The organism is Streptomyces sp. NPDC001668 (assembly GCF_042893155.1).
In the GTDB taxonomy this organism is placed as follows: domain Bacteria; phylum Actinomycetota; class Actinomycetes; order Streptomycetales; family Streptomycetaceae; genus Streptomyces.
This window is the reverse complement of sequence record NZ_JBIAUQ010000006.1, coordinates 284,172-308,240: the sequence shown is the minus strand read 5'-3', so window position 1 is coordinate 308,240 and position 24,069 is coordinate 284,172. Positions and strand designations below refer to the sequence as shown.

The window sequence follows — 24,069 nt, the reverse complement described above, 5'->3', positions numbered from 1 at the left end:
GTCAGGCCGCCGCCTTCTGCTCGGCTGCCCGGAAGGCGGCGTCGTCGATCGCACGGACCGTGTCGTGGGCGGTGGCGAGCAGGCGCTCCGCCCGCTGGAGGATCGCAGCGTCCACACGGTGGGGATCGCCGTCGGTGTTGAGGCGGTGGGCGATCTGGTTGACGTTGTTGCCCATCCGGGCGATCTGGGTGCGCAGGGCGGCCAGCTCGTCGATCGCATCGTCGTAGGGCGTGCGCAGGGCGGCGACGGTGATTTCACCGCGGACGCGGGCCATGGTGGCATCGGCGATGAAGTGTGCCATGGTCACGTGCTCGTCATTCGCTGCTGACTGGACACGGTGCTTCTCATCCGGGGAGAAGCGCACAGTGACGCCCTTTTTTCGCTGTGAGTCGAGGTTTGCGCGACGGTGCGGCGAGCGCTTCTTGACCCCCACAGCAGGAGTGGCCGGCTGCTCACCGGCACCTGCCTGCTCCTGCTCCGGCGCGCCCTCGCGCCGGAGCAGCTCCTCCGCCACCCCCGGGGCGGAGGAGTCCGCGATGGACCGGCCTGTGGACGGTCCATCGCCATTGCTTGCTGCGCGTGTGACGGGAGTGTTGATCATCTGCTCTTGGGGGATGGGGAGTTCGGGGTAGTGGTCGCGCACGACGAGATGTCCTTGTGTCGGGGTTGCGGGGGTGGTGGGTTCAGGCGGCGCGCGGTTGCGTGTTGAGCTCGGCGAACTGCTCTGCCGCGAGGTCGAGCAGATCCACCAGGCGCCGCTCCGGGAGGCGAGCCGCGGAGGCCAGGACTCCGTCGATGCGCGGGTCGAGGGTGCTGACGGCATCCAGTCCGGCGGCGCGGGCGACAACCAGGCGCAGCTCGGCTTCGAGCCAGGCCCAGTGCTCGGTGGCGGGCACCGGGGTGTCGTCATCGATCTGGCCCAGGGGGCCGATCCTGAGTCGGCTCAGGTAGTGGCCTCCGGCAGAGAGGATGTCGGGAAGGGAGATCTCGTCCTGGGCCATCCATCGTCCGTGTTCCAGCAGAGTGCGGATGGCGCAGCGCAGCAGGGTCATCTCGTCCCGCTCAGGCGCGGTGCAGATGGGGCAGGACCAGTTGTGGCAGTCCCAGGCGGGCGTGGTCGAGCGGGGCATGGCAGGCGGGCCTTTCAGCGGTGGGTGGTTAGAGGTGCGGGGGGAGAGAGTTCAGTAGGGGTGGCCTGTTCGGGCGGAGTCCTGGCGCTCGGCCTTGACCGCGTTGACGACGCTCTGGGCAAGGTCGGTGCCGACCTGGTGGCCGTCGGCGCGGACGGCTGCCTTGAGGGAGTCCCGCGAGAGGCGGCCCGTCTCGCGGTAGATGCGCTGCGCGTACGCGATGAGGGCATCCCGCGGCAGGTCGGGCTTGCGACCCAGGCGCTTCGGACCCGATTCCATGCCCGGATCGCCATCCGCGGGCTTGCCCGCATTCGGCTTTGGGCTGGCGCCCTGTGGGAGTTGCGGGCGGACGGTCGATTCCGGGCGGTCCGTCCGGTGTCCGTCTTCACCGCCCGGATCCGGCGCGGTCGCTGGGCGCGCGGTCTGTGCCCGCTTCGCGACAGCAGGACGAGGCTGCGGGACTCGGCCATCGGGCGTCTCCCACCGCTGGGGCAGAGGGAGCGAGGCCAGCAGCGTGGCCTGCTGACGGGTACCGAGCTTGCGCAGCAGCAGCTCGTCCTGGCGGGGATCGCTGTCGACCCCAGCACGATCCAGCGCCTTGTGCAGGCGCCGAGTCGCGCGCCGGCCACGGCCCTTGTTGCGCTTCGCTTCGGGCAGCGCCTCGATGCGGAGAATCAACGTGACGGCCCGGCTCAGGGCGCGCTCGCGGATCAGTCGGGCGGCATCGGCGTGCTGGTCGGTGATGCCGAGTCGAGCGAGCAGGCGTTCGCGTGCCTGGCGGATGAGGATGGCAGCCAGGCTGTGTGACGCGGCGTCGGGGGTGCGGTGGCGCAGTTCGATGCCCATGGCCAGGTGCCAAAGCACTGCGGCCAGAACCGGGCCGACGAAGGCCCGTACGGTGCCGCCGAGCAGTCCGGACTCGGCGTAGGCGGGCAGGATCTGAACGGCGGTGATGACCCAGGTGAGGGTTCCGGGCGTGCCGGGTGCCTGCTTCGGGCCGTTGAGGTTCTGGCGTGCCATCAGCGCGGTGGCGAACAGGGCGAGCTCGGCGGCGGCGAACATCGCGACGCGCTCGGTGGTGCCGCCCATGTTGAGGTAGTCGGCGGCGAACCGCCAGCTGGTGTCCGCGCTGTAAGCGGTGCAGCCGATCGCGGCCATGGCGGCGACGGGCACGGCGATGATCCCGCGCCGGCGGTTGGTGGCGGACGGCTGGCGGCGCTCGCGGAGGATCATCCACCCGGCGAACAGGGTGAGGAGCAAGAGCAGGACGGAGAGCGCCACGGTCATCGGGGCGGAGGTGGCCCAGTCCGGGAGAAGCGGGGTGCCGCCGCTCCGGGCAGCCAGGAGCGCGAGGGTGAGAGGAAGCAGGATGGATCTCCAAGGTGCAGAGGCAACGGGGAGGCGAACACGGCGGAGTGCCGAGGGACCCGCGGCGCAGGGGCCCGCGCGGGCCGGGACAGGTGTGAGCGCGAGCGGTGCAGTGAGGCAGGAGGGGAGGAGGTGCTTAAGAGAGCCCGGTCAGGCTGCGGGCGAGCTGCGGCGGCGGCGGTCGGGGCCGGTGAGGATGACGCGTTCGGTCATCTCGGCGAGGCGGGAGGCGACGCGGTCGCCGAGGGCGGTGCGGAGCTCGGCGGTGGGGAGGTTGGTGGTGATGAGGGTGGGGAGCATGTGCTCGTACCGGTGGTTGATGAGCCGGTAGGTGAGCTCCTCGGTCCACTCGCTGGTCTTGGCCGCGCCGAGGTCGTCCAGGAGCAGCAGCGGACAGCGCGCCAGCATCTGCAGGTCCCGTTCGCCGTCGTGTCCGGCGCGGGGGCGCAGGCGGGCGTGGAGGTCGGCGCTGGTGGTCGCTTCCCAGCGCAGGCGGACGCCTCGGCTGAGCAGGCCGCGGATGGCGCCGTATCCCTGGTATGTCTTGCCGGTGCCGGTGGGGCCGGCGATCAGCAGCGACGGGCCTTCGGCAATGCCGGGTCCGCCGGGGCCGGGGCGTCCGGCGCGGGCGATCTCGTCGGCCCAGGCGGTGACCTGCGGGTGGTCGGCCAGGGCGCGGCGATAGCGGGCGGGGATCCGGGTGTCGGCGAGCTCCAGCGCGGTGACGGGCTCCGGCACAGGGTCCTCGGCGGCGACGGTGGCGGGGTCGATGCCGCGTCCGGCCAGGATGCCGTTGAGCCGGTCGGCGAGCGGGCCGACCCGGTGGGGCTCGCGGGTGAGGGTGGCGGTCAGAGGTCACCTCCGAAAGCGGCTTCTACGTCGGTTGGGTTTGTCCATGCCCTGTGCACAACCGGCGCGGTCGGCATTGCGGGGGTCGCGTTCATGGCCTCGTGGACGAGGCTCGGCAGGGTGCTGGGGTGCAGGCCCTTGGCGCGGTGACGTTCGAGTCCGACCCTGATGTGGGCAGGGGCGATGCCCTCGCCGAGGAGCTTGTGCACGACCCGGCCGAGATGGCCCAGGACGTCCTTGGGCGGGCGGTGGGCGCAGGCAGCGGTGTACTCGGCGATCAGATGCTGAGCCGAGACGGTGTCGGGTGCGGGGGCGCTCGCGCCCCCCGAAGGGGTACTTCCTAGATCCATGATCCTAGGTCCTAGATCCGTACCCTGAGCCGTCACTGCTGCCTCACGGAGCCCTCCGCGCTTCCTCACGGAAGGCTCCGTGACATCGCTCTGACCTGCAACTTCGCCATCGGCGCCGGGATTCACCACAGATTCGCGCACTTCTCCGGAGCTTTCACGGAGGGTTCCGTGAGGTTGCGGTGAGGGCTCCGTGATGCCGGCCCCCGCAGCCAGCGCGGCGACGCCTGGCACGGCGTCGGCACGGGCGTCGTGGTGCGGACAGACGGGAAGGCGGCTCTTGCCGGGCCGGTTGATCTTCTGATGCTGGTGCCAGGTGACGACGTGCAGGTAGCGCTTGTCGTCCGGCCCCGTGTAGCGGCAGATCAGTCCGGCGTCGGCGAGCTGGGCGAGGTCCGTCTCGACGTCCGAGGGGCCGTGTTCGGGGCGCAGGACCCACAACTGTCCGGCGATGATCGCGGCGTGGTCGCGGTGGCGGCCCTGGTCGTCGGCCTGGGTGAGAAGGCCGAGGAAGGTGCGCTCCGCGGTCAGGGAGACAGCGGCCAGGGACTCGGACAGGAAGGCTTCGGGCTTGATGGTGCGGATTCGGGCCAAGAGGGGCGGTTCCTCACTCGGTTGCAGGCGGGCAGGAGAGCCCACGGCTCACCGCCGATGGGCGGTACGGACGTCAGGGGTGGGGGAGTTGGCCGGCCGGCGGTGCGGGGCGCGCTGATGGCCGCTCGCGCTTTCCGGGGGTGTCGTCAACATAGCCACACCCGTGCCGCGCAAGTCCAGCCCAATCCCACGCAATCTCTGACGGCAGAAAGGCTGCTGGAAAAGAAGGCAGTGGAGGGCGGTCCAAAAACTGTAGGGCACGATCGCCGGTTGCCGAAATAATGCTCCGTCAGATGCAGCCAGAAGCATCACATCGAGAACCCGTTGACTCCCGTTGCGAGCGCAAGCTACAACACAACATCCCACGTCAGAGTATGTCTATGGGATGACGAAGACACCGTCAACCGAATGCTCGAAACCCGGCCCGCAGGTAGGTCCCGGCCGCTACGCCGGGCGCAACATAGCCGACGATCGCCGGTTAACCAAACCGGCGATTGGGAGCTACAAATGGAGCTATGGCAGCAAGATCCCTGGAAATCGGTCCGGCCGGAATACGGACCGCCCGCACCATCGAAATCCTCCGCACCGAACGCGGCCTCGCCCAGCGCGAGCTCGCCACCCGTGTCACTGCCCTCGGCCGTCCGATGACCAACACGATGCTGTCCCGGATCGAACGTGCCCAGCGGCGTTGCGACGTCGACGACCTCGTCGCGATAGCCGAAGCACTCCTCGTCTCACCCCTCGTGCTGCTGGAGGGACCGAGCACCACCTGAGACGGGCCACCCACCACCGCTTATAGAACGTCCTCCACCGAGTAAGGACCCCACGCCTCTTGCCCCGCCCCTCGATGCCCCCTTCCCTTGCACGCCTTCCGCACCGAACGGATGGTGAAGCCGCCCTGCCCCGCCTCTACCGGCCTGAGGAGATCGCCGAGACCCTCGGTTGCTCGGCTTGGTGGGTCAAGGACCGCGCGCGCCGGCGCCTGATACCGCACACACGGGTCGGCCGCGCCTACCGCTTCACCGCGGACCACCTCGCCGAGATCATCCGCATCCACGAGGAGCCGGCGCCACAGCGAGCCCAGAGGACGCCATCACCGGCCAGCCCGTCCGAGTCGACCATGACGAAGTCGCGGCCGACGGGGGAGACGAGGCCCTCCACTTCCCCCGCCCCACGTCTAAGGGCACGACCGCCCCGCAGGTCCCAGTACGGCACTGCCGCCTAGGTGTACCTGGCACATCAGAGAAGGAGGGATGCGAGGCATGGGCTTCGCCGAGAAGCGCGGCAGTTACTGGCGCGGTAGATACAAGGTCAGCGAGGGCAAGTACGGCACCGTCGTCGACCCGACGGGCGCGGTGCTCAAGTTCGCCACCAAGCGGGAGGCCAAGCAGGCCGCGGACGAGGAAGAGGCCAAGGTCCGGCACGGCATCTGGCGCGATCCGGCGGCCGGACAGGAGACCTTCGGCGAATACGCCAGCCGCTGGTACGACGCCCAGGACCTGGCCGCGTCCACGATGCAGAACTACCGCCGCCACATCGAGGAGCACCTGCTCCCCGAATTCGAGGACAAGGCCCTCGCCGGCATCCTCCGCACGGATGTGGACACCTGGGAGAAGCGGGAGAAGGCCGCCTACGCGGCATCCAGCGTCAAGACGTGGCGCTCGACGCTTCACCTCATCCTGGAAGACGCCGTGGACGAGGGTCTCATCGCGTCCAACCCCGCAACGAAGCGACGCGGGCGCGGTAAACGCGCCGGCCGCTCCCGTGACCGTGGTCCCGAGAAGGTGATCACCGACCCGCTCGGACTGCTCCTCATCGCCGAACGCGCAGCCTTGCTGTCTGGCCGCGACGATGAGTTCGTCGCCGTCATCCTCAAGGGCTACACGGGGATGCGATGGGGCGAAATCGTCGGCCTGGAGACTCAGTTCGCCCGGCCTGGAGCCGTACGTGTGGAACACCAGCTGTACGAACTGGACTCGGGTGAGCTGATCCGCTGCCCGCCCAAGGACGACAGCTACCGCACCATCGACGCGATGGACTGGCTGTCGGCCTTGGTCGCCGACCACGTTGCCCGTACGAAACCGACGCCGTGCCCCTGCCACGGAAAGCGCTACGTCTTCCGCGGCCAGGGCACCGCCCGCACCGGTGGACACACCGGTGCCAAGCTGGTGGACGTCGCCCGACGCGCGGACGTCTCCACCGGCACTGTGTCCAACGTCCTCAATCACCCCGATCGCGTACGGGAGGACACCCGCGCCCGCGTCGAACTCGCCATCGCCGATCTGCATTTCATCCGTGGCGGCATCCCGACGGAGAACGCTGCCCACTGGCGCCGTAACGGCTTCGCCACCTGGCTGTTCGCGCCCGCCACTTCCGGCTGGTACCCGAAGAAGGCACCTCAGGAGGCCCGCCCGGTCCCGCTACTCGGCGAACCCTGGCCCGGTGTCCCGGTCCGTGGCCGCAACGCCCAAGGCCGTGCCGACGCCTGCTGGCTGCCCATCGCCAGGGGGCTCACCCCGCACGGCCTGCGGCACTCCCACCGCACGCACATGGAGGACCTCGGCACCGAGAAGGTGCTGATGGACGAGCGCATGGGCCACATCGACGGCTCGGTCTCGGCGCGGTACGCCCACGTGACCCCTGGCATGCGTGAGCGTCTCAAGGTCGGCCTCACCCAGCAGTGGGAAGCAGCGCTCGACGTCCGTCGGAGGATGCACCCGCGCTCGCCGGTCGCCGTACTCGATGGGCTGCTGCGGCCTGTGCCACGATGACCAGTCCGAGAGGAGGAGCTGCGCGTTGAGCCGATGCTCATCAGTGAGCGCCTCAGAGGTCCACTGGCGACGCGTTGTCGCCGAGCTGTGGGACCACGCGTGTCATCAGCCGCTCTTCCAGGACGGACGCATAGATGGCGGCTCGGGTGGCTGCGGGGTGGCTCGGCGGCCAGATCCCGCGACGGAAGACGCAACGGCGACCGCGGAAGAGCATCACTGTCGTGGCGGCGACGACCACGTCGTCCCTGGTGTCCGGGACGACTTCGGAGGTGAGTGACTCCAGTTCGCCGCCCCGTCGTTCGCAAAGATCCTCGACAGCCCGGCGGGCGGACCGCAGGAATACGTCCGTGTATTCCTGCGGTCCGCCCCAGCCGGCGGGGCCGTCAGCCACCGCAGTTGTGCATTGCGCTGTCCGTCGAGGCCAGGACGACCTCACCGCCACCGGCGGGAAGGACGAGGTGGAGCCCGTTGACCTTGAGGCCGGCGTCGGCGCCGGTCGAGGGCAGTTGTTCGTTCACGATGAGTCGGCCACCTCCGACGAGCGGGATCTCCGTGTTCGGATCACCCGACACGGTAACCGGAACTCCGGCGATCTTCAGGGTGAGCGCGGTGCTGCCCGTGGTCTTGCCGCACTGGCTGCTGGAGGTCGCGGTGAGCCCGGACACCTCGATGAGAGGCACACCGGGCAGTCCGATGCGTGCCTGCGCCACGGTCGAGGTCGCAGTGACCTTGCCGGGGGCGAGCGTCGTGGTGACCTTGGGGCACAGCTTCTGCACGGACAGCAGGGGTGAGGTGTACTCGGCCGAACACGGGGTGTCGGTCGCGGTCGCGTCCGCTGTGCGGACGGTGCCGGTGTCGGGTTGCGGAACGATCTTCAGCACCGGTACGCCGATGAGGTCGACGTGCGCTGACATGCCGTAGGCGCGGCCCGTCGCGTACTGGAGCTTCAACTGTGCGGAGGTGTCGGAGGCCAGATAGCCGGCGTCACCGGCGAAGGACGCGTGCAGTGGGACAGTGGCAGAGTCGGTCAGCGGCTGGTCCACAGAGGCGACGGTGCAGGCAGCAGTCCCCGTGTCGCTCGTCGTTCCCGCGCACGTCTGCTCGTGGTCCCCGGTGCCGAGGGCGAAGCGCACACTGCGCCCAGCCACTGCGTCTCCGCGGAAGTCCGTGAGCTTGGCGGCCAGTTGGACCGGAGTGCCGTTGGCGAGGTGTGTCGCGCCGGTGTAGTCGAGTTTCGTCGGTGAGGTCAGGTCCAGTTCGGCGGACGTGCTGGACGGGTTGTAGTCGTCATCACCGCCGAAGGTGACGGCAACAGGCACCGCGTTCGACGATCCCTGTGGCTGGTCGACGGAGTTGATGGTGCAGGTCGCCGTGCCCGATGCCGTTGTGGTCCCGGTGCACGTCTGCTGTGTGGCCCCCGTACCCAGGGCGAACCGCACGGCACGACCGTCGATCGGCGTCCCGAAGTTGTTGGTGAGCTTCGCCGAAAGGCTGGCCGGTGAACCATTCACCGCGCTGCGGGCGCCTCTGTAGGTGAGGGCCGTGTCCACCTTGTGGGGCTGCTCGGGACCTGTGCAGTCAGCGGCCTGGAAACAGGGCAGGAAGTAGTAGGCGGTGATGATCCCGAACGGCCTTCCGTCGCCCGAGCGTGGGTCGTTGTGGGTGACATACACGACAACGAGGCTGAGGTCCGTGTTGGTGCAGATCACCCGGTTGTCCGGGGCGGGGATGCACAGGCCCTCGGTGCCGACAGTCTCCTGGATGTCCTCGTGGTCGGGCACCACACCGTGTTCCAGGATGTGACGCCTACCGAAGCCGTCCACAGGCGGGTTGCACTCAGGGCTCTTGCAGTCGGTCTGCCCTTCACGCAACGGGATGTCGTTGCCTGCTGTGCCCCGGAAGGAGTCGACGACGGTCCAGTCGATCATGTGGGGGTTCGGATCGCCGGGGTCGGCGGTTGCGGTTGCGGGTGCGACGAGAGCACCCAGCAGGCCCAGGAGCAGGGCGAGCACGGCTGATGTCAGATGTCGGCGAGCCTGGCTGTACGCCGGGGCCTGCGTGGGCGTGCGCGGGTGACCGTGAAGAACCGGCACGGAATCCCCTCCTTGTGACCGGCCCGCCCGGTGACGGTCCGGCGTCCCCGCGACGTCCTGACCGCCACGGGGATACCCACCCTGCCGCCAGGTAAGGGACATGACAAACCTTTTGCGTGACGGCGAGTCGGCCAGCGCACGGTCCGCCCTTATGTGCGCTTAGAGGCCAGTGGTCAGCCCCTTCAGCCGCCGCAGAATCCCTAATCGGTCCCGGCGGTGCAGTCCTCTCGGTGGCGAGTGGTCCATCGACGGTGCGCGGGCTTCGACGCCATGTGCCAGATGACCGCGGGCATGGCTGAAGTCGTTCGGTGGGGATGAACTTGGTCGGTCGTGCGCCCTGCCCTGTCCATAGCTGATCGTCTTAAGATCACTACTCTGCGTACGAGGGAGCGTTGCATGGCGGCTGGTGGATCGGCATCACGGAGGGCGCAGGAGGCGCGGCGGCAGGAGCGGCTGCTCAGGGAGCAGTGGCAGACGGCTCGGCAGCAGGCACGCCGTTGGGAAGCCGCCAGCGAGGGCGAACGCAGGGTCGCCGCCCAACTGTTGGTCCTGACCGCACGCGGCTGGCGGTTACTCGTGGACCGCAGGTGGCCGGGAACGAGAGCGGCCAACGTGGACATGCTGTTGGTCGGTCCCGGCGGTGTGTTCGTCCTCGACGTCAAGAACTGGCGCTCCGCACCAGAGATTTCGGAGGGAAAGCTCCGCGCCGGCGGCGAGCCCCGTGATGAGCACGCGGCCAAGCTCCTGGCCGTGACGAAGGCGGCCGAGTCGGCGGTGGCTTCCTTGGGAATGTCTCCGGTCGCGGTCCAACCCCTCATGGTTTTCGCGGGACACCGAGTAGATGCCGGGCTGGGCAGGATCCGGCTACTGGGGGAGCGTGAGGTTGGGCCGGCCCTGCTGTCGGAGCGCAGTCGACTTCGCGCCGAATCCGTACGTGCCATCGCCGACCACCTGGAGCGGGTCTTCCCCGACTACCAGGGATCGTCGGTAACGGAGACAGCACCGTCCCGGCCTCAGGTACAGCCCCAAGAAGAGCTGTCCGACGGGTTGTTCGACCTTGACGGACTGCGCGAGGCGGCTCTGGAAGAAGCGCTGCAGGCCCCGATCGAACAGTGGATGACCTTCCTACACCCCGATCAGGTAGCTCTGGTCCGCCGCAACTGGGCCGGCCCCGCACGGATCAGCGGCCCCGCAGGCACTGGCAAGACCGTCGTCGGCCTCCACCGCGCGGCACACCTCGCCCAGCGCACCACCGGCCGGCTTCTGTATGTCACCTTCGCTAACAACCTGCCGCGAGTACAGGCCACCTTTCTCAAGGCCATGTCTCCCGCCGTGGCCGACAGGGTCGACTTCCGAAGTCTGCACTCCTGGGCCCAGGAGTTCCTGCACGACAACGGTGTCCCCGTCCGGTTGCACGGAGACAAGGCCCAGACCGCCTTCAGCCTCGCCTGGAAGAACGTCGGCAGGGACAGCGCCCTGACTGAGATCGACCCGGCCCCGGGATACTGGAAGGAGGAGATCGACCACGTCATCAAGGGGCGTGGCATCACGTCCTTCGAGGAGTACGCCTCAGTGCCCCGCCGACGCCGTCGTGCGAGTCTGCGGCGTCCGCATCGGCAGGCCGTCTGGGCTCTGTACGAGGCGTACGAAGCGCTCCGCATCGAGCGTGGCGTGCACGACTTCAACGACGTCCTTTCCCTCGCCCTCGCAGAAGCGCGGCGCAACACAACACAACACCGCTATGCGGCAGTGATCGTCGACGAAGTCCAAGACCTGACCTTGGTCGGAGTACAGCTCCTGCACGCTCTCGTCGGCGATGCGCCCAACGGACTGCTGCTGGTCGGCGACGGCCAACAGGCCGTCTACCCCGGTGGTTTCCGCCTGTCCGACGCCGGCATCGACATCCGCGGTGACCGCGGGCAAGTGCTGCGCACCAACTACCGCAACAGCAAGGAGATCCTCGACACGGCGCTCATGGTCGTTGCCGAAGACTCCTTCGAGGACATCGACGGGCTGCGCACGCCAGGCTGGCGAGACGTCGACCTCACGTATCACGATGGCCAGGTGATCCGCGTTGCGAAGCCAACAGCGGCCGAGCACGACCAGGCCCTCCTGGAGGCCCTGCGTGACATGCCGCCCGGGGCCCGCCCGAACACCGCTGTGCTGTGCCCATCCATGCGTGCCATAGGCCACTACCAGCGGATCCTCGAACGGGCGGGCATTTCTGTATGCCTGCTGGAGCACTACGACGGCCGCCCCGTCGACGCCATCAAACTCGGCAGCTACCGCCGGGCCAAGGGATTGGAATTCAAGCGCGTCTACCTCCCGGAACACGACGCGGCCTTGGCGAACGGCTCCCGCACACCACCCGACGCGGAAGCCTCGGAAACCGAACGCGAGCGCAACGAGCTGGCCCGGAGCCAACTCTTTGTGGCCATGACGCGAGCGCGTGACTTGCTCTGGCTCGGCAGTGTGAACCGGCGGCCGGAGGGACAATGACGGATGGGACTCGTATCCCCTTCTACTTCTACAGATCGAGGGCGTCTATGGCATCGACGTCGGCGCCTTGGCCCTCCTCGTCGCTCTGTTCGCGATGCCAATCCGCCCAGTCCGCCAGCGTGCGGCTGACCTTATCGAGGTAGCGGCGGGCCCTTTCGATCTCCGGGGGATCCCATCCCTCCCGCTTGATCAGGCTGTCGCCGCCCTCGTAGGCAGGAACGGACTCCATGGCACTCACAGCCTGGCGCAGGTTGTCCACGCTCTTCGTCACCGTTGCCCACCGCGCTCGTGCTGCGGGAAGTCCTACGGCTGCCTCGGTCAGTGCCTCGCCGTTGTACGTGTGGCGGACCAACGCATCCGTCAGCTCACGGTATTGCCCGTCGTCTGTGTAGATCGGTGCGCCATCCTCGTCGACCTCGTGCAACGGCCAGCCCAGCCGACCCGCGCGGACGACTTCGTACGCCTGGATCACACCACGCTGCCGAGAGAGCATCGCCCTCAGCACCCCGACCGCGCTGCGGCTGTCCTCGGCGCGCGCCGCGCCGGAGCCTTCTGTCTGTAGCGCCATAGTGCCGGCGGTAACCATGTAGTACGCGGCCTTGACTGCGAGTTCCGTCTGGGCCGATCCCAGCCTGCCGCCCGCGCCGAGCCCTACCGCAGCCTCCTTTAGTGCGGCGTCTCGCAGTTCTTCCAGCGATCGACCACCATCGGGCGCGCCCTCCAGCAGCGCGTCGGCGGGTAGTTCCTCAATCTCCGGAAGGCGGTAGGCACGCTGCAGCACGGCACGCCGTGGGCGGACATACGAAGGGACATCGTTCTTAGCCGTACGGACAGGGCGGAGGATCAGCTCGACGGCGATGTCAACCCGGTCCTCGCGTTTGGGCCGTTGCTGGGCGGTCAGCGAGCGGATTCCCTCATTGACCCGCCGCGCGGTGCCGGTCCCGCCGCCAAGTACGGTCCGGACGATCTCCGCAGCGCGTACGTCCTGGTGTGGGCTGAAGCCCTCCTCGGCTGCCTCCTGCTCGGTGATCACGCCAGCGAACCAGCGCTTTTCCTGTGGAGTGATCCGCGCGTGTCGGCTGCGGGTGGGTTCGGCAAGCGAGTCGAGGACCGCGTCCCCCTTCGCCTCGCTTTCGACGGCAGACGCGTATGGCCTGGGCGGCCGAATGTGGGTAAGGCCGATGAAGTTGCGTACGGCGGTATGGAAGCGGACACCGGCCCGGGCATCGGGCTCGAAACCCACCACGACCCGGGCAGGCACGGTCAAGGCGCGCAACTTGCCCTGATCTGCCGCGCTCAGCGAGTCCCATCCCTGCTTCTGGACCAGCCGGATCCATCGGTTGATTTCCTGCCGGAATTTCCGGGCGTCGTTTGCCAAGTCGTACGCGATCAGCGAAGGGCGGTAACCAAGCAACTGGTGGACCGCGCTGATCCGGCTCGAACCGTCCGCCGTGATCAGCAGCGTGGGCGGCCTGTTCGGGGCCTTGTCGTAACAGACCATCATGGGGACAACCATCAAGGGCTGGAGCACCCCTTCGGCCGCGATGTCGTCGTCGAGAGGGTTCTCCTTGACGAGCCGCTCCTTTGCGTCATCCAGGCGATGCGCAAGGTCGTTGGGATGAGGCACCCGGATCTGCAACTCCGGACCGCCTCCTGGGGCTGGCTCCGGCATCGGGAGGATCCGCAGTGTGGCCGATGCACCCCCCAGGGCGTAGCTCCGGCGGCCGTATTCGCGGGGGTTGGCCGGGTGTGGGACCACCGCGGCGGACCATAGGCGGGTTTCGACGATGTGCAGTGTGCCGCCCTGCACGCGCAGGTGGTTGACGTCCGTCAGTTTTCGCCGCATGTCTTCCGGCTGTACGGCCGCCCGGGCCAGCGCTTCGGCCGCTTCCTCGCTCAGACCTCTCCCGAACAGCACGTCAGCGAGGTTGTTGACTGCGGTGGTGCGCGGCAAAACGTAGGGTTCAGGCTGCCATCCGGTCCCGCCTTCCCCGAGTTCTGCGGTGGCCTCATCGGTCATTCGTCGCCTCCGCGATCTTGTGTGCTAGGTGCAGCGCGCGATACATCCGCTCTCGGTCCGGATCACCGGCCGGGACGCTGTCGTCCAGCTCACCGGAAAGCTGGGCGACGCAGGCACTGAGCGCTGCCCGGACCTGATACCAGCCTTCGGCGGTCAGCGGGACTGTGAACAATCGCTCGCCGTGCAAGTTCACCACTGCGCAGTGCAGCTCGCGCTCCGCGATGTCCGTCCAGCGCGCGGTCAACTGGCCCAGGGTGATGCCGGTGGGCTGGGCAGTAGTTAGGTCAGATGGGGCGGCGGCACGACACGCGTCGGCTGCACCCTGGAGAACACCTACGACCAAGGTGACTTCGTCCTGGTCAAGGTCGATCGAAATGGTGAGAGTGTCGTCGATGGGCACGGGGAGGCGCTCCGGCGGGTACGCCGATGCCTACGGGCACCGGCTGTCGGCGTTCTTGCTGCATGACGCGGGTGCGCCAGGCAGAGCGAGAGCGCGAACATGGTGCCGCTGACCTCCACCCGTGTCGGTCTGCGGAGCAACCCTCCGAGACGTCTGGTGCAGTCCGGACCACACATCGTCCGGCCCGGCAGCGAGGAAGAACACTGAGCTGTGGGAGCACGACCAGGGAGACTGCTGCTCGATTCCGCCAACGGCAAGCCTGGCTGAGGAGAAGCTGTCCCCCACAATGCGGGGATCTCGAACAAGTCGCTCGGACGCAGCGTATTGGTCACATCACTCTGAGTGCAAGGACTTCTCTGGAGACGGTGGGCGCTGAAGGCGGCGCACAACACAGTCCAGGCGTGGGACGCCTGCCCTTCTGAGTGGTCCGGATTCGCGAACGTGCAGCAGGGAGAGCCCCTCGCGCGCAATGTCGCTCGGCGGCGGTCGCTTCAGTCTGGGAGAAGCTGACCAAGATCTTCTCCCAGACTTCTCCCAAACGATCTCCAGAAACCCGTCAGGGGCCTGATCCATTCGCTGGATCAGGCCCCTGACCTGGTATTACGGCGTCGGGGTGGCGGGATTTGAACCCACGACCTCTTCGTCCCGAACGAAGCGCGCTGCCAAGCTGCGCTACACCCCGATCGTCGCTGCTTGTCGCGGCGACGTCGTTTACTTTAGCCCACCGGTGGCTGGAGACGAAATCCGGTTTTGGCGCGGTGGGGGATGGGGTTCGGGCGGGCGTGGTCGAGGGCTACCAGGAGGATCGCGAGGGCGTAGAAGGAGAGGCCGAGCAGGAGGGCGTTGCCGAGGACGCTCTTGTAGCCGTGGAGGTCGACGTCCAGGAAGGGGTAGAGGTAGCGGCCGGCCGTGCCCGGGGGGATCAGTTCGCCTCGGGTGAAGGAGAACAGCAGGTAGGCCAGGGGGTAGAGCAGCCAGGTCGCCGCCTGGCGCAGGTGCAGTCGGCCGGGGGGCGTCAGCAGGAGCCAGTCCGCCAGGGCCGCCGCCGGGATCACCGTGTGCAGGAGGTGGGCGGTCACCGCGTGCCAGCCCGTCGGGTTGGCCGCCGCGCCGGTCAGGACGAAGGGGCTCGCCGCGTTCGCCAGCAGCAGGTGGTGCACGAGGGCCGTGATCGTGACGTAGAGGAGGGCCGCTCCCGTCAGGGCGGAGGGCAGGGGGCGGCGGGCGGTCCATGCCCTGCGGGCCGACAGCAGGAGCACCAGCGTCAGCAGCAGCGTGCTCTGGACCGAGAACAGGCTCAGGGTGCGGACCGGGCTGCTCAGGAGCAGTTCGACGGTCACCGCTCCCGCGGCCGCCAGCGCCACCAGCACGCGGTAGGCGGCGGCCACGGGGTGGCGTACGGGAGCCACCACCGCCGTGGCGGGGACGAGCGTGGGCAGGAAAGTCGGCATGCCCGGGACGGCGGGGAGGTCCGGGATGTCTCTCGGTATGGGCGCGGTCATGCCCTCACGCTAGGCAAACCCGGCAAAAGGGGCTATACGGGCGGTCCGTGCGGGTTAATCCCGGCTCGGACGGCCCGTGAAGCAAGCCTCCCCCCGATACGGCCGATACGGCCGATACGGCCGACATGGCCGACACGTGCGGCAAGCCCCTACTCCCGCCCCACCAGCGTCAGCAACGTCACCTCCGGCGGGCACGCGAACCGCACCGGTGTATAGCGGTTCGTGCCGCAGCCCGCCGACACGTGGAGGTACGACCTGCGGCCCTCCGCCTCATGCGTGGACAGGCCCTTCACGCGGTCCGTGTCCAGGTCGCAGTTGGTGACGAAGGCGCCGTAGAAGGGGAGGCAGAGCTGGCCGCCGTGGGTGTGGCCGGCGAGGATCAGCGGGTAGTCGTCGGCCGTGAAGGCGTCCAGGGCGCGGAGATACGGGGCGTGTACGACGCCCATCGAGAAGTCCGCCACGCCGGACGGGCCGCCGGCCACCTCGGCGTACCGGTCCCGCTTGATGTGCGGGTCGTCCAGGCCCGTCAGCTCCACCGACACGCCCTCGATCTTCAGCATGCCCCGGGTGTTCGTGAGGTTCTGCCAGCCCGCGGCGTCGAAGCCGTCCCGCAGGTTCTCCCACGGGTTGTGGACGACTCCTACGGCGGGCGCGTTGCCGTTCAGGCCGTGGCGGCCCTGGGCCTTCTCGTACAGGTAGCGGGCGGGGTTACGGAACTTGGGACCGTAGTAGTCGTTGGAGCCGAAGACATAGGCGCCCGGGAACTCCATCAGCGGGCCCAGCGCGTCCAGCACCTCCGGGACGGCCTCCGGGTCCGACAGGTTGTCGCCCGTGTTGATCACGAAGTCCGGGCGCAGGCCCGCCAGCGAGCGCAGCCAGCGCTGCTTCTTGCGCTGGCCGCCGACCATGTGGATGTCGGAGACCTGGAGCACCCGCAACGGGCGCATGCCGGCCGGGAGGACGGGCACCGTCACCCGCCGCAGACGGAAGGAGCGGGCTTCGAAACCCGCGGAGTAGACCAGACCGGCGGCGCCAACCGCCGCGATTCCCAAGGGGACTCCGTATCGCGCGCGCATACGTCCATCGTGTCAGATCGCGGCGGCGTCCTTGACCCGCCCGCCGCCCCCGGGGTAAAAGCGCGGGCGTCCGTCCCCTCACACCTGCGACAATCAGACCCATGACCACGCTCAAGTCGAAGCTGCAGGAAGACCTCAACGCCGCGATCAAGGGGCGTGACGAGCTGCGCTCCTCGACGCTCCGGATGACGCTCGCCGCGATCACCAACGAGGAGGTCGCCGGCAAGGAGAAGCGCGAGCTCTCCGACGCCGAGGTCCTGAAGGTGATCACCAAGGAGGCGAAGAAGCGCCGCGAGGCCGCTGACGCCTTCGCCCAGGGGGGCCGCGCCGAGTCCGCCGAGCGGGAGAAGGCGGAGGGCGAGGTCCTCGCCGAGTACCTTCCCAAGCAGCTCAGCGACGACGAGCTGAACGACATCGTCGCCCAGGCCGTCGAGGAGGCGAAGGCGGCCGGCGCCGAGGGGCCGCGCGCCATGGGCGCCGTCATGAAGATCGTGAACCCGAAGGTCGCGGGTCTCGCCGAGGGCGGCCGGGTCGCCGCCGCGGTCAAGAAGCTCCTGGCCGGCTGAGAACGACACCTGTCAGTCGTCAGTCGTACGAGAGCCCGGTCCCGCCGAATGCGCGGGACCGGGCTCTCATGTGTCAGGTACGTCAGCCGCGGCCGCCCCCGTTGCCGTTCCCGTTGTTCCCGCCCTGGATGAAGCCCTCCGGGATGGAGAAGGTCGGCGTCGGGAAGGTGGTGTTGCCGCCGTCCCCGCCGTCGGTCCCCCCGTTGTCGTTGCCGCCGTTGTCGTTGCCGCCGTTGTCGTTCCCGCGGTTGTCGCCGTTGTCACCGTCGTCGCCCTTGCCGGGATCTTCCTGCTTCGGCATGTCCGGGATGTGGACGAGGTTGAAGTTCGGGGCGTCCCTGCCCTCCAGCGCGCCCTCCATCATGTCGCGCCAGATCGGGCCGGGGACCCTGCCACCGAACACCTTCTCGTTCCAGACGCCGCCGATGGTGATGTTCTGCATCTTGCGCTTGTGCGCGGGGTCGCCGACCCAGACCGCGCCGGCCATGTTCGGCGTGTAGCCCACGAACCAGGCCGCGTAGCGCTCGTCGGTCGTACCCGTCTTACCGGCGCTGGGACGGCCGGCGCCGAGGCCCGCCTCGGAACCCGTGCCGTCCTCGACCACGCCCTTGAGGAGCGTGTTGATCGTGTCCGCGGTGTTCTCCGACATCGCCCGCGAGCAGGTCGACTTCGGCACCTGGAGGGACTTCGACTTCTCGCCGACCCGCTGGGTGATCGACTCGATGGCGACCGGGGTGCAGTACATCCCGCGCGAGGCGAAGGTGGCGTACGCGTTCGCCATGGTCAGCGGGGACATCTCCTGGGTGCCCAGGGCGATCGACGGGGCCTGCTGGATCTTGCGGCCGTCCGCGCGCTGGACGCCCATCTTCGCGGCCATCTCCGTCACCGGGCAGATGCCGATGTCGCTGATCAACGACACGTAGTAGGTGTTGACCGACTTCGCGGTCGCGGTCTTCATGTCGTACGGGCCGACCTCGGAGGTGTTCTCGTTGGTGACCGGGACGCCCTTCTCGTTCCAGACGCCGCCGTTGCACTCCTGGACCGGGGCCGGGTAGTCCATCTTGTACGGCGAGGGGTAGATCTTGGTCGCCGGCGTGCCGCCCTCTATGGCGGCCGCGGCCACGATCGGCTTGAACGTCGATCCGGGCTGGTAGCCCGCGCCGCCGCCCATGTCCGAGTTGACCGAGAGGTTGAGCGTCGTCTCGTTCTTCTTGTTGTTGATGCCGTACGGCCGTGACTGGCCCATCGCGAGGATCTTGCCGGTGCCGGGCTGGACGATGGTCGCGGCGGTGGCCACCTGGTCGCTCTGGTAGACGTGCTCCTTGATGGACCTCTGCGCCGACTTCTGGGCCTGCGGGTCCATGGTGGTCCGGATCGTCAGACCGCCCTGGTTCCAGACCTTGGCCCGGGCCTCCTGGGTCTTGCCGAAGACCGGGTCGGTCAGGAAGACCTCACGGACGTAGTCGCAGAAGAAGCCGGCGCCCTTGACCGCCGTGATGCAGCCGTTCTTCGGCTTGCTGACCTTGAGGCCCAGCGGCTGCTCCTTGGCCTTGTCGGCCTCCGCCTGGGAGACGTCGCCGACCTCGGCCATGCGCTGGAGCACGGTGTTGCGCCGCTTGGTCGCCTCGGCCTCGTCGTTGACGGGGTCGTAGCGGCTCGGGGACTGGACGATGCCCGCGAGCAGCGCCGACTGCTCGAGGTCGAGGTCCTTGGCGTGCTTCGAGAAGTAGCGCTGGGAGGCGGCCTCGACGCCGTACGCCTGCTGGCCGAAGAAGGTGATGTTCAGGTAGTTCTCGAGGATCTTCTTCTTGCCGAGTTCCTCTTCGAGCTGGATCGCGTACTTCAGCTCGCGGATCTTGCGCCCGATGGTCTGCTGGGTGGCCTGGGCGACCTTCGTCGGGTCGTCACCGGCCTCCTCGATCGCGACGTTCTTCACCAGCTGCTGGGTCAGCGTCGAGGCGCCCTGGGCGACCCCGCCGCTCTGGGCGTTCTTGTTGAGCGCGCGCAAGACGCCCTTGAGGTCGACCGCGCCGTGCTGGTAGAAGCGCGAGTCCTCGATCGCGACGATCGCCTTCTGCATGTACGGCGAGATGTCCTTGAGGTCGACCACCGTACGGTCGCGCGAGTACACCGTGGCGATGGTGCCGCCCTCGCTGTCGAGGATCGTGGTGCGCTGGCTCAGCGGCGGGGTCTTCAGGTTGGTCGGGAGCTCGTCGAAGCTCTCCACCGACCCCTTGGCCGCGAGCCCCAGCGCGCCGGCCGCGGGCAGCGCGATGCCGGCCATCACCGCTCCCGCGAGGACACTGACACCGAGGAACTTGGCGGCCTGCTGCGTGGGCGACAGACCGCCGCCCGAGCGCTTCTTCGACATAGGGGGCAGCCTAATCCGTCCTCATGAGCGTTCAGCGGGAGCCCATGTCACGGCATGGCGACGGAAGCGGGCACGACAGCGTCGGAACGGGCATGGCGACAGGAGCGCCCTACCTTCTCATTCGCCGGACACGCGCACAGGCCTTGGCCTAAGCTGCTCTCAACTGTCACAGCAGTAGGGCCACGTATCAATACGTCCGGCGACCCCGAATCGTTCCGGTCGTTCCCCAACTTTTTTGGTGGAGACGTGTCCGAATCCGCCTCGTGTGTCATCAGGTGCCCGTTGTGACGCAAGACAAGTGTCCTGGTTTGCCGGGATAGTCATGTATGTCGCGGGCTCACTCCCCCGGGTGATCTGCCGCTTACGCATAGTCCGTTCGGGCCATTCAAGATTGGGCCCGAAGGGGGTGTTGCGCTGTGCCTGCCTTCCGTAACGTCCTCAACTGGCGGCGGTGAATATGCCGCTGCCGCCGTGGGGGAGCCTCGATTCGGGAGAGGACGGCGCCGGTATGGGCTGGGTAGTCGACTGGAGTGCGCAGGCGGCCTGCCGCACTACCGATCCGGATGAACTGTTCGTTCAAGGAGCAGCGCAGAACCGGGCGAAGGCAGTGTGCACCGGATGTCCGGTGCGCACGGAGTGCCTCGCCGACGCGCTGGACAACCGCGTCGAGTTCGGCGTGTGGGGAGGCATGACAGAGCGCGAGCGCCGCGCCCTGCTGCGCCGGCGGCCGACGGTCACGTCGTGGCGCAGGCTGCTGGAGACGGCGCGCGTCGAGTACGAGCGAGGGGTCGGCATCCTGCCCCTCGAGGACGACGAGATCTACGAGAACTACGCGGCCGTGAGCTGAGGGGGACACCCCTCGGGGCGGTCGCCGAGTCGGTCCCCGGGTCGGGCAGCCCGGGGCGGCGCCCGGACAGCCCGGGGCGACGCCGGATCAGCGCGGGCCGGCGCTCGGAATCAGCGCGGGCCGGCGCTCTGATCAGTCGACGGCAGCGTCGGGCAGCTCCGGCCGCCCGGCCGCGAGCCGGTTTCCGATGTCCCGCAGCCCCGCGAGGTCGTGCACATCGCCGGGCAGCGCGGCCACTTCGGCCACCGCCACCTCGGGGTGGAGCGCGGTGAAGCGGTCACGCGTGCGCTGCTCACGGGAGAGCAGTTGCATACGGTCGGCGTGCAGTCGTAGCAGGCCTGCGGTGAGCTGGTCGACGGAGCGGTCGGCGGGATGGGCGGACCGCTCCTTCTCCGTGCGCTCCGAGCTGTGGTTCTCCGAGTCGGCGGGGGAGCCTTCGTCGGGAGTCGGTGCCTCGGAAGCGGGAGATTCTGAACTGCCGTACGTGTCGGGAGAGTTACGAAGTCCAGCTTTCCCGCCCTCCTGATCGACAATGCGGGGCTCTTCAAGATTTTCCGCGGCGGCCAGCGCCCGTTCGGCCGAGAGCCGGTCGGCGCCGCTGCCGTGGACCCGGTTGAGCACCAGGCCGGCGAGCGGCATGCGCTCCGCGGCCAGCCGCTCCACGAAGTACGCGGCCTCGCGCAGCGCATCCCGCTCCGGGGCCGCGACCACCAGGAACGCCGTCCCGGGCGCCTGGAGCAGCTTGTACGTGGCGTCCGCGCGCGTGCGGAACCCGCCGAAGGTCGTGTCCATCGCGGCCACGAACGTCTGGACGTCCTTGAGGAGTTGACCGCCCAGCAGTTTGCCGAGGGTGCCGGTCATCATCGACATCCCGACGTTCAGGAACTTCATCCCCGCCCGGCCGCCGAGCTTGGCCGGGGCGGTGAGCAGCCGGATCAGCTTCCCGTCGAGGAAGGATCCCAGCCGCTTCGGCGCGTCCAGGAAGTCGAGGGCGGAGCGGGAGGGGGGTGTGTCGACGACGATCAGGTCCCACTCGTCCCGGGCCCGCAGCTGCCCGAGCTTCTCCATCGCCATGTACTCCTGCGTGCCCGCGAAGCCCGCCGAGAGCGACTGGTAGAAGGGGTTGTTCAGGATCGCGGCCGCCCGCTCGGCGTCCGCGTGCGCCTCGACGATCTCGTCGAAGGTGCGCTTCATGTCGAGCATCATCGCGTGCAGTTCGCCGCTCGCGGACTCGTCGAGGCCCTTCACCCGGCGTGGGACGTTGTCCAGCGAGTCGATGCCCATCGACTGCGCGAGCCTGCGGGCCGGGTCGATGGTGAGAACGACGACCTTGCGGCCCCGCTCGGCGGCGCGCAGGCCGAGGGCCGCCGCGGTCGTGGTCTTCCCGACGCCTCCCGAGCCGCAGCAGACCACGATGCGGGTCTTCGGGTCGTCGATCAGGGGGTCGAGGTCGAGCGCGCGGGTGGGGGAGAGGCGGTGGGGTCGGTCCTGGCGGTCCTGGCGGTCCTGGCGGTCGGGGCGGTCCTGGCGGTCGGGGCGGCCTTGGCGATCCGGCCGGTCCGGTCGGTCCTGGCGGTCCGGTCGGTCCTGTCGGGCCTGGTGATCCGGTCGGTCCTGGCGGTCCGGGCGCGGAGTCGGGGACGTGCGGTCGTGCCGGTCGGCGTCCGGGCTCATGACATCTCCTGCTTCCGCAGCTCGGTGGCCAGTTCGTACAGACCCGCCAGGTCCATGCCCTCGGTCAGCAAGGGCAGTTCGTGCAGCGGCAGCCCCAACTCGCCGAGGACCGAGCGCTGTTCGTGCTCCAGGTCGTACCGCTCGGCGTACTCCTCGGCCTGCTGGATCAGCGGGTCGACCAGCTTCTCGGCGTTGCCCCCGCGGCGGGCGCCGCCGAGTCCTGCCGAGGACAGCGACTTCGCCACGGCTGAACGCTGCGTGGTCCGTACGAGTTCCAGGTCCGTGCCGTCCAACACCTCCGGGCGCACCATGTTCACGACGATCCGGCCCACGGGCAGGCGGGCCGCCCTGAGCTCGGCGATGCCGTCCGCCGTCTCCTGGACGGGCATCTCCTCCAGGAGCGTCACCAGGTGGACGGCCGTCTCCTTGGACTTCAGCACCCGCATCACGGCCTGCGCCTGATTGTGTATCGGGCCGATCTTCGCGAGTCCCGCGACCTCGTCGTTGACGTTCAGGAAGCGGGTGATACGGCCCGTGGGGGGCGCGTCCATCACGACGTAGTCGTAGGCGAAGCGGCCGGACCTGTCCTTGCGGCGGACCGCCTCGCACGCCTTGCCCGTCAGGAGGACGTCCCTGAGACCGGGCGCGATGGTGGTCGCGAAGTCGATCGCGCCGAGCTTCTTGAGGGCTCTGCCCGCTCCGCCGAGTTTGTAGAACATCTGGAGGTAGTCCAGAAGGGCCAGTTCGGGGTCGATGGCCAGTGCGTACACCTCCCCGCCCCCGGGAGCGACGGCGATCTTCCGCTCCTCATAAGGCAGCGCCTCCGTTTCGAAGAGCTGCGCGATTCCCTGGCGACCCTCCACCTCGACGAGAAGCGTCCGCTTCCCCTCGGTGGCGAGGGCCAGCGCGAGGGCTGCGGCGACCGTGGTCTTTCCGGTCCCGCCCTTGCCGCTGACGACCTGGAGCCTGCTCACGTATTCGAGCGTAACCAGTCGGCGGCGAACCTAAGCAGGAGGCTGTGGATAACGCGGGTGCGGGCTGGGGGGAACGGCGGCTGAAAGCAGGGGGGTGAGCAGCGGCTAAAGTCGGCCGCATGACCAAGAAGTGGGAATACGCGACCGTGCCGCTGCTCGTCCACGCCACGAAGCAGATTCTGGACACCTGGGGCGAGGACGGGTGGGAGCTCGTGCAGGTCGTGCCCGGGCCGAACAACCCCGAGCAGCTGGTGGCGTACCTGAAGCGGGAGAAGACGGCGTGAGCGGGGCGGTCGAGGCGCGGCTCGCGGAGCTCGGGCTGACGCTGCCGGAGGTCGTGCCGCCGCTGGCCGCGTATCAGCCGGCCGTGCAGTCGGGCGTGTACGTGTACACGTCGGGTCAGCTGCCCATGGTGGAGGGCAAGCTTCCGGTCACCGGGAAGGTGGGCGCGGAGGTCACGGCCGAGGAGGCGAAGGCGCTGGCCCGGACGTGTGCGCTGAACGCGTTGGCGGCGGTGAAGTCGGTGGCCGGTGACCTTGACCGGATCGCGCGTGTGGTGAAGGTCGTGGGGTTCGTGGCGTCGGCCTCGGACTTCACGGGGCAGCCGGGGGTGATCAACGGCGCGAGCGAGCTGTTGGGGGAGGTGCTGGGCGAGGCGGGGGTGCACGCGCGTAGTGCGGTGGGTGTGGCTGTGCTGCCGCTGGATGCGCCGGTGGAGGTTGAGGTGCAGGTGGAGTTGGCTTCGTCGTGACACCTGCGGGTGCGGGTGGGTGGGGGCGGGCGTGTTGCGCAGTTCCCCGCGCCCCTGAGATGCCTGCGGCGGCCTGTGCGGCTTCGGTGGGGGCTGGTGTAGCGCGTTCTGTTCGGTGGGTGGGTCGGGGGGGGGGGGGGGGGGGGGGGGGGGGGGGGGGGGGGGGGGGGGGGGGGGGGGGGGGGGGGGTACATACCGAGGGGCCGGGGCGGGCGCGCGGACGCCCCCCCCCCCCCC

Annotated in this window: 22 protein-coding genes and 1 tRNA gene; 8 read left to right on the top strand and 15 right to left on the bottom strand. The window is 68.8% G+C overall.

All coding sequences use genetic code 11. The features are described from left to right. Position 1 precedes the first annotated feature (1 nt). The 5 genes from ACFYZ8_RS21085 to ACFYZ8_RS21065 all read right to left on the bottom strand — a co-directional run bounded on the left by ACFYZ8_RS21085 (position 2) and on the right by ACFYZ8_RS21065 (position 4,288). Positions 2–643: a MobC family plasmid mobilization relaxosome protein gene (locus ACFYZ8_RS21085; RefSeq protein ID WP_388537548.1), complete on the bottom strand. Its 642-nt coding sequence runs from the start codon at positions 641–643 to the stop codon at positions 2–4. A 40-nt stretch (positions 644–683) separates the two neighbouring features. After that, the gene (locus ACFYZ8_RS21080) at positions 684–1,130 is read right to left on the bottom strand and encodes a hypothetical protein (RefSeq protein WP_388537546.1); all 447 of its coding nucleotides are present in this window, start codon (positions 1,128–1,130) and stop codon (positions 684–686) included. 51 nt (positions 1,131–1,181) lie between these two features. Further along, positions 1,182–2,417 carry a hypothetical protein gene (locus tag ACFYZ8_RS21075; protein ID WP_389050062.1) on the bottom strand — a complete coding sequence of 412 codons (1,236 nt, stop codon included), beginning with the start codon at positions 2,415–2,417 and terminating at the stop codon, positions 1,182–1,184. Between the two features lie 231 nt (positions 2,418–2,648). Further along, on the bottom strand, positions 2,649–3,350 hold the full coding sequence (locus tag ACFYZ8_RS21070) for an ATP-binding protein (RefSeq protein ID WP_388537758.1): 702 nt from the start codon (positions 3,348–3,350) through the stop codon (positions 2,649–2,651). Further along, positions 3,347–4,288: a hypothetical protein gene (locus ACFYZ8_RS21065; RefSeq protein ID WP_388537543.1), complete on the bottom strand. Its 942-nt coding sequence runs from the start codon at positions 4,286–4,288 to the stop codon at positions 3,347–3,349. The genes ACFYZ8_RS21070 and ACFYZ8_RS21065 overlap by 4 nt, the downstream gene beginning before the upstream one ends. Positions 4,289–4,803: 515 nt before the next feature. On the opposite strand from ACFYZ8_RS21065, the gene ACFYZ8_RS21060 reads away from it, so the two are divergent. The 3 genes from ACFYZ8_RS21060 (at position 4,804) to ACFYZ8_RS21050 (ending at position 7,059) form a co-directional block, all read left to right on the top strand. Then, positions 4,804–5,061: a helix-turn-helix domain-containing protein gene (locus ACFYZ8_RS21060; protein WP_388537541.1), complete on the top strand. Its 258-nt coding sequence runs from the start codon at positions 4,804–4,806 to the stop codon at positions 5,059–5,061. 74 nt (positions 5,062–5,135) lie between these two features. Beyond that, the gene (locus tag ACFYZ8_RS21055) at positions 5,136–5,513 is read left to right on the top strand and encodes a helix-turn-helix domain-containing protein (protein WP_388537756.1); all 378 of its coding nucleotides are present in this window, start codon (positions 5,136–5,138) and stop codon (positions 5,511–5,513) included. A gap of 37 nt (positions 5,514–5,550) precedes the next feature. Next, entirely contained in the window at positions 5,551–7,059 is a 1,509-nt protein-coding gene (locus ACFYZ8_RS21050; RefSeq protein WP_388537539.1) for a LacI family DNA-binding transcriptional regulator, read from the top strand. Between the two features lie 52 nt (positions 7,060–7,111). Here ACFYZ8_RS21050 and ACFYZ8_RS21045 read toward each other — a convergent pair whose 3' ends face one another. Together ACFYZ8_RS21045 and ACFYZ8_RS21040 are read right to left on the bottom strand one after the other, a co-directional pair. Beyond that, positions 7,112–7,450, bottom strand: a complete 339-nt coding sequence (locus ACFYZ8_RS21045; protein ID WP_388537537.1) for a hypothetical protein — start codon at positions 7,448–7,450, stop codon at positions 7,112–7,114. Then, positions 7,443–9,152 (bottom strand): choice-of-anchor P family protein, encoded by a 1,710-nt coding sequence (locus ACFYZ8_RS21040; RefSeq protein ID WP_388537536.1) that lies wholly within the window; start codon positions 9,150–9,152, stop codon positions 7,443–7,445. Before ACFYZ8_RS21040 ends, ACFYZ8_RS21045 begins: the two co-directional genes overlap by 8 nt. 396 nt (positions 9,153–9,548) lie before the next feature. Here ACFYZ8_RS21040 and ACFYZ8_RS21035 point away from each other — a divergent pair, with 396 nt between their 5' ends. After that, a complete protein-coding gene (locus tag ACFYZ8_RS21035; RefSeq protein ID WP_388537534.1) occupies positions 9,549–11,651 on the top strand; it encodes a UvrD-helicase domain-containing protein in 2,103 nt (700 codons plus the stop codon). A 28-nt stretch (positions 11,652–11,679) separates the two neighbouring features. On the opposite strand, the gene ACFYZ8_RS21030 is transcribed toward ACFYZ8_RS21035, so the two are convergent. The 5 genes from ACFYZ8_RS21030 to ACFYZ8_RS21010 form a co-directional block, all read right to left on the bottom strand. Continuing rightward, the gene (locus ACFYZ8_RS21030; protein ID WP_388537532.1) at positions 11,680–13,671 is read right to left on the bottom strand and encodes a hypothetical protein; all 1,992 of its coding nucleotides are present in this window, start codon (positions 13,669–13,671) and stop codon (positions 11,680–11,682) included. After that, positions 13,661–14,071, bottom strand: a complete 411-nt coding sequence (locus tag ACFYZ8_RS21025) for a hypothetical protein (protein ID WP_388537530.1) — start codon at positions 14,069–14,071, stop codon at positions 13,661–13,663. The genes ACFYZ8_RS21030 and ACFYZ8_RS21025 overlap by 11 nt, the downstream gene beginning before the upstream one ends. A gap of 608 nt (positions 14,072–14,679) precedes the next feature. Continuing rightward, positions 14,680–14,753 (bottom strand) — tRNA-Pro (locus ACFYZ8_RS21020). Between the two features lie 34 nt (positions 14,754–14,787). Next, complete coding sequence (locus ACFYZ8_RS21015) at positions 14,788–15,573, bottom strand: Pr6Pr family membrane protein (RefSeq protein WP_359034302.1); 786 nt, start codon at positions 15,571–15,573, stop codon at positions 14,788–14,790. Between the two features lie 149 nt (positions 15,574–15,722). Then, positions 15,723–16,649, bottom strand: coding sequence for a metallophosphoesterase (locus ACFYZ8_RS21010; protein WP_388537528.1), 927 nt, complete (start codon positions 16,647–16,649; stop codon positions 15,723–15,725). A 101-nt stretch (positions 16,650–16,750) separates the two neighbouring features. Here ACFYZ8_RS21010 and ACFYZ8_RS21005 point away from each other — a divergent pair, with 101 nt between their 5' ends. Further along, positions 16,751–17,215 (top strand): GatB/YqeY domain-containing protein, encoded by a 465-nt coding sequence (locus tag ACFYZ8_RS21005; RefSeq protein WP_359034306.1) that lies wholly within the window; start codon positions 16,751–16,753, stop codon positions 17,213–17,215. Positions 17,216–17,297: 82 nt separating this feature from the next. On the opposite strand, the gene ACFYZ8_RS21000 is transcribed toward ACFYZ8_RS21005, so the two are convergent. Beyond that, positions 17,298–19,586 carry a transglycosylase domain-containing protein gene (locus ACFYZ8_RS21000; protein ID WP_359034308.1) on the bottom strand — a complete coding sequence of 763 codons (2,289 nt, stop codon included), beginning with the start codon at positions 19,584–19,586 and terminating at the stop codon, positions 17,298–17,300. A gap of 508 nt (positions 19,587–20,094) precedes the next feature. Here ACFYZ8_RS21000 and wblA point away from each other — a divergent pair. Next, a complete protein-coding gene (gene wblA, locus ACFYZ8_RS20995; RefSeq protein WP_030324083.1) occupies positions 20,095–20,433 on the top strand; it encodes a transcriptional regulator WblA in 339 nt (112 codons plus the stop codon). 132 nt (positions 20,434–20,565) lie between these two features. Here the strand turns inward: wblA and ACFYZ8_RS20990 are convergent, their stop codons facing one another. Together ACFYZ8_RS20990 and ACFYZ8_RS20985 are read right to left on the bottom strand one after the other, a co-directional pair. Then, positions 20,566–22,107, bottom strand: a complete 1,542-nt coding sequence (locus ACFYZ8_RS20990) for an ArsA family ATPase (RefSeq protein ID WP_388537525.1) — start codon at positions 22,105–22,107, stop codon at positions 20,566–20,568. After that, positions 22,104–23,081: an ArsA-related P-loop ATPase gene (locus ACFYZ8_RS20985; RefSeq protein ID WP_359030617.1), complete on the bottom strand. Its 978-nt coding sequence runs from the start codon at positions 23,079–23,081 to the stop codon at positions 22,104–22,106. Before ACFYZ8_RS20985 ends, ACFYZ8_RS20990 begins: the two co-directional genes overlap by 4 nt. A 119-nt stretch (positions 23,082–23,200) precedes the next feature. On the opposite strand from ACFYZ8_RS20985, the gene ACFYZ8_RS20980 reads away from it, so the two are divergent. Next, positions 23,201–23,365 (top strand): DUF4177 domain-containing protein, encoded by a 165-nt coding sequence (locus ACFYZ8_RS20980; protein ID WP_086724107.1) that lies wholly within the window; start codon positions 23,201–23,203, stop codon positions 23,363–23,365. Further along, positions 23,362–23,832 (top strand): RidA family protein, encoded by a 471-nt coding sequence (locus ACFYZ8_RS20975; protein WP_359030618.1) that lies wholly within the window; start codon positions 23,362–23,364, stop codon positions 23,830–23,832. Before ACFYZ8_RS20980 ends, ACFYZ8_RS20975 begins: the two co-directional genes overlap by 4 nt. Positions 23,833–24,069: the final 237 nt, after the last annotated feature.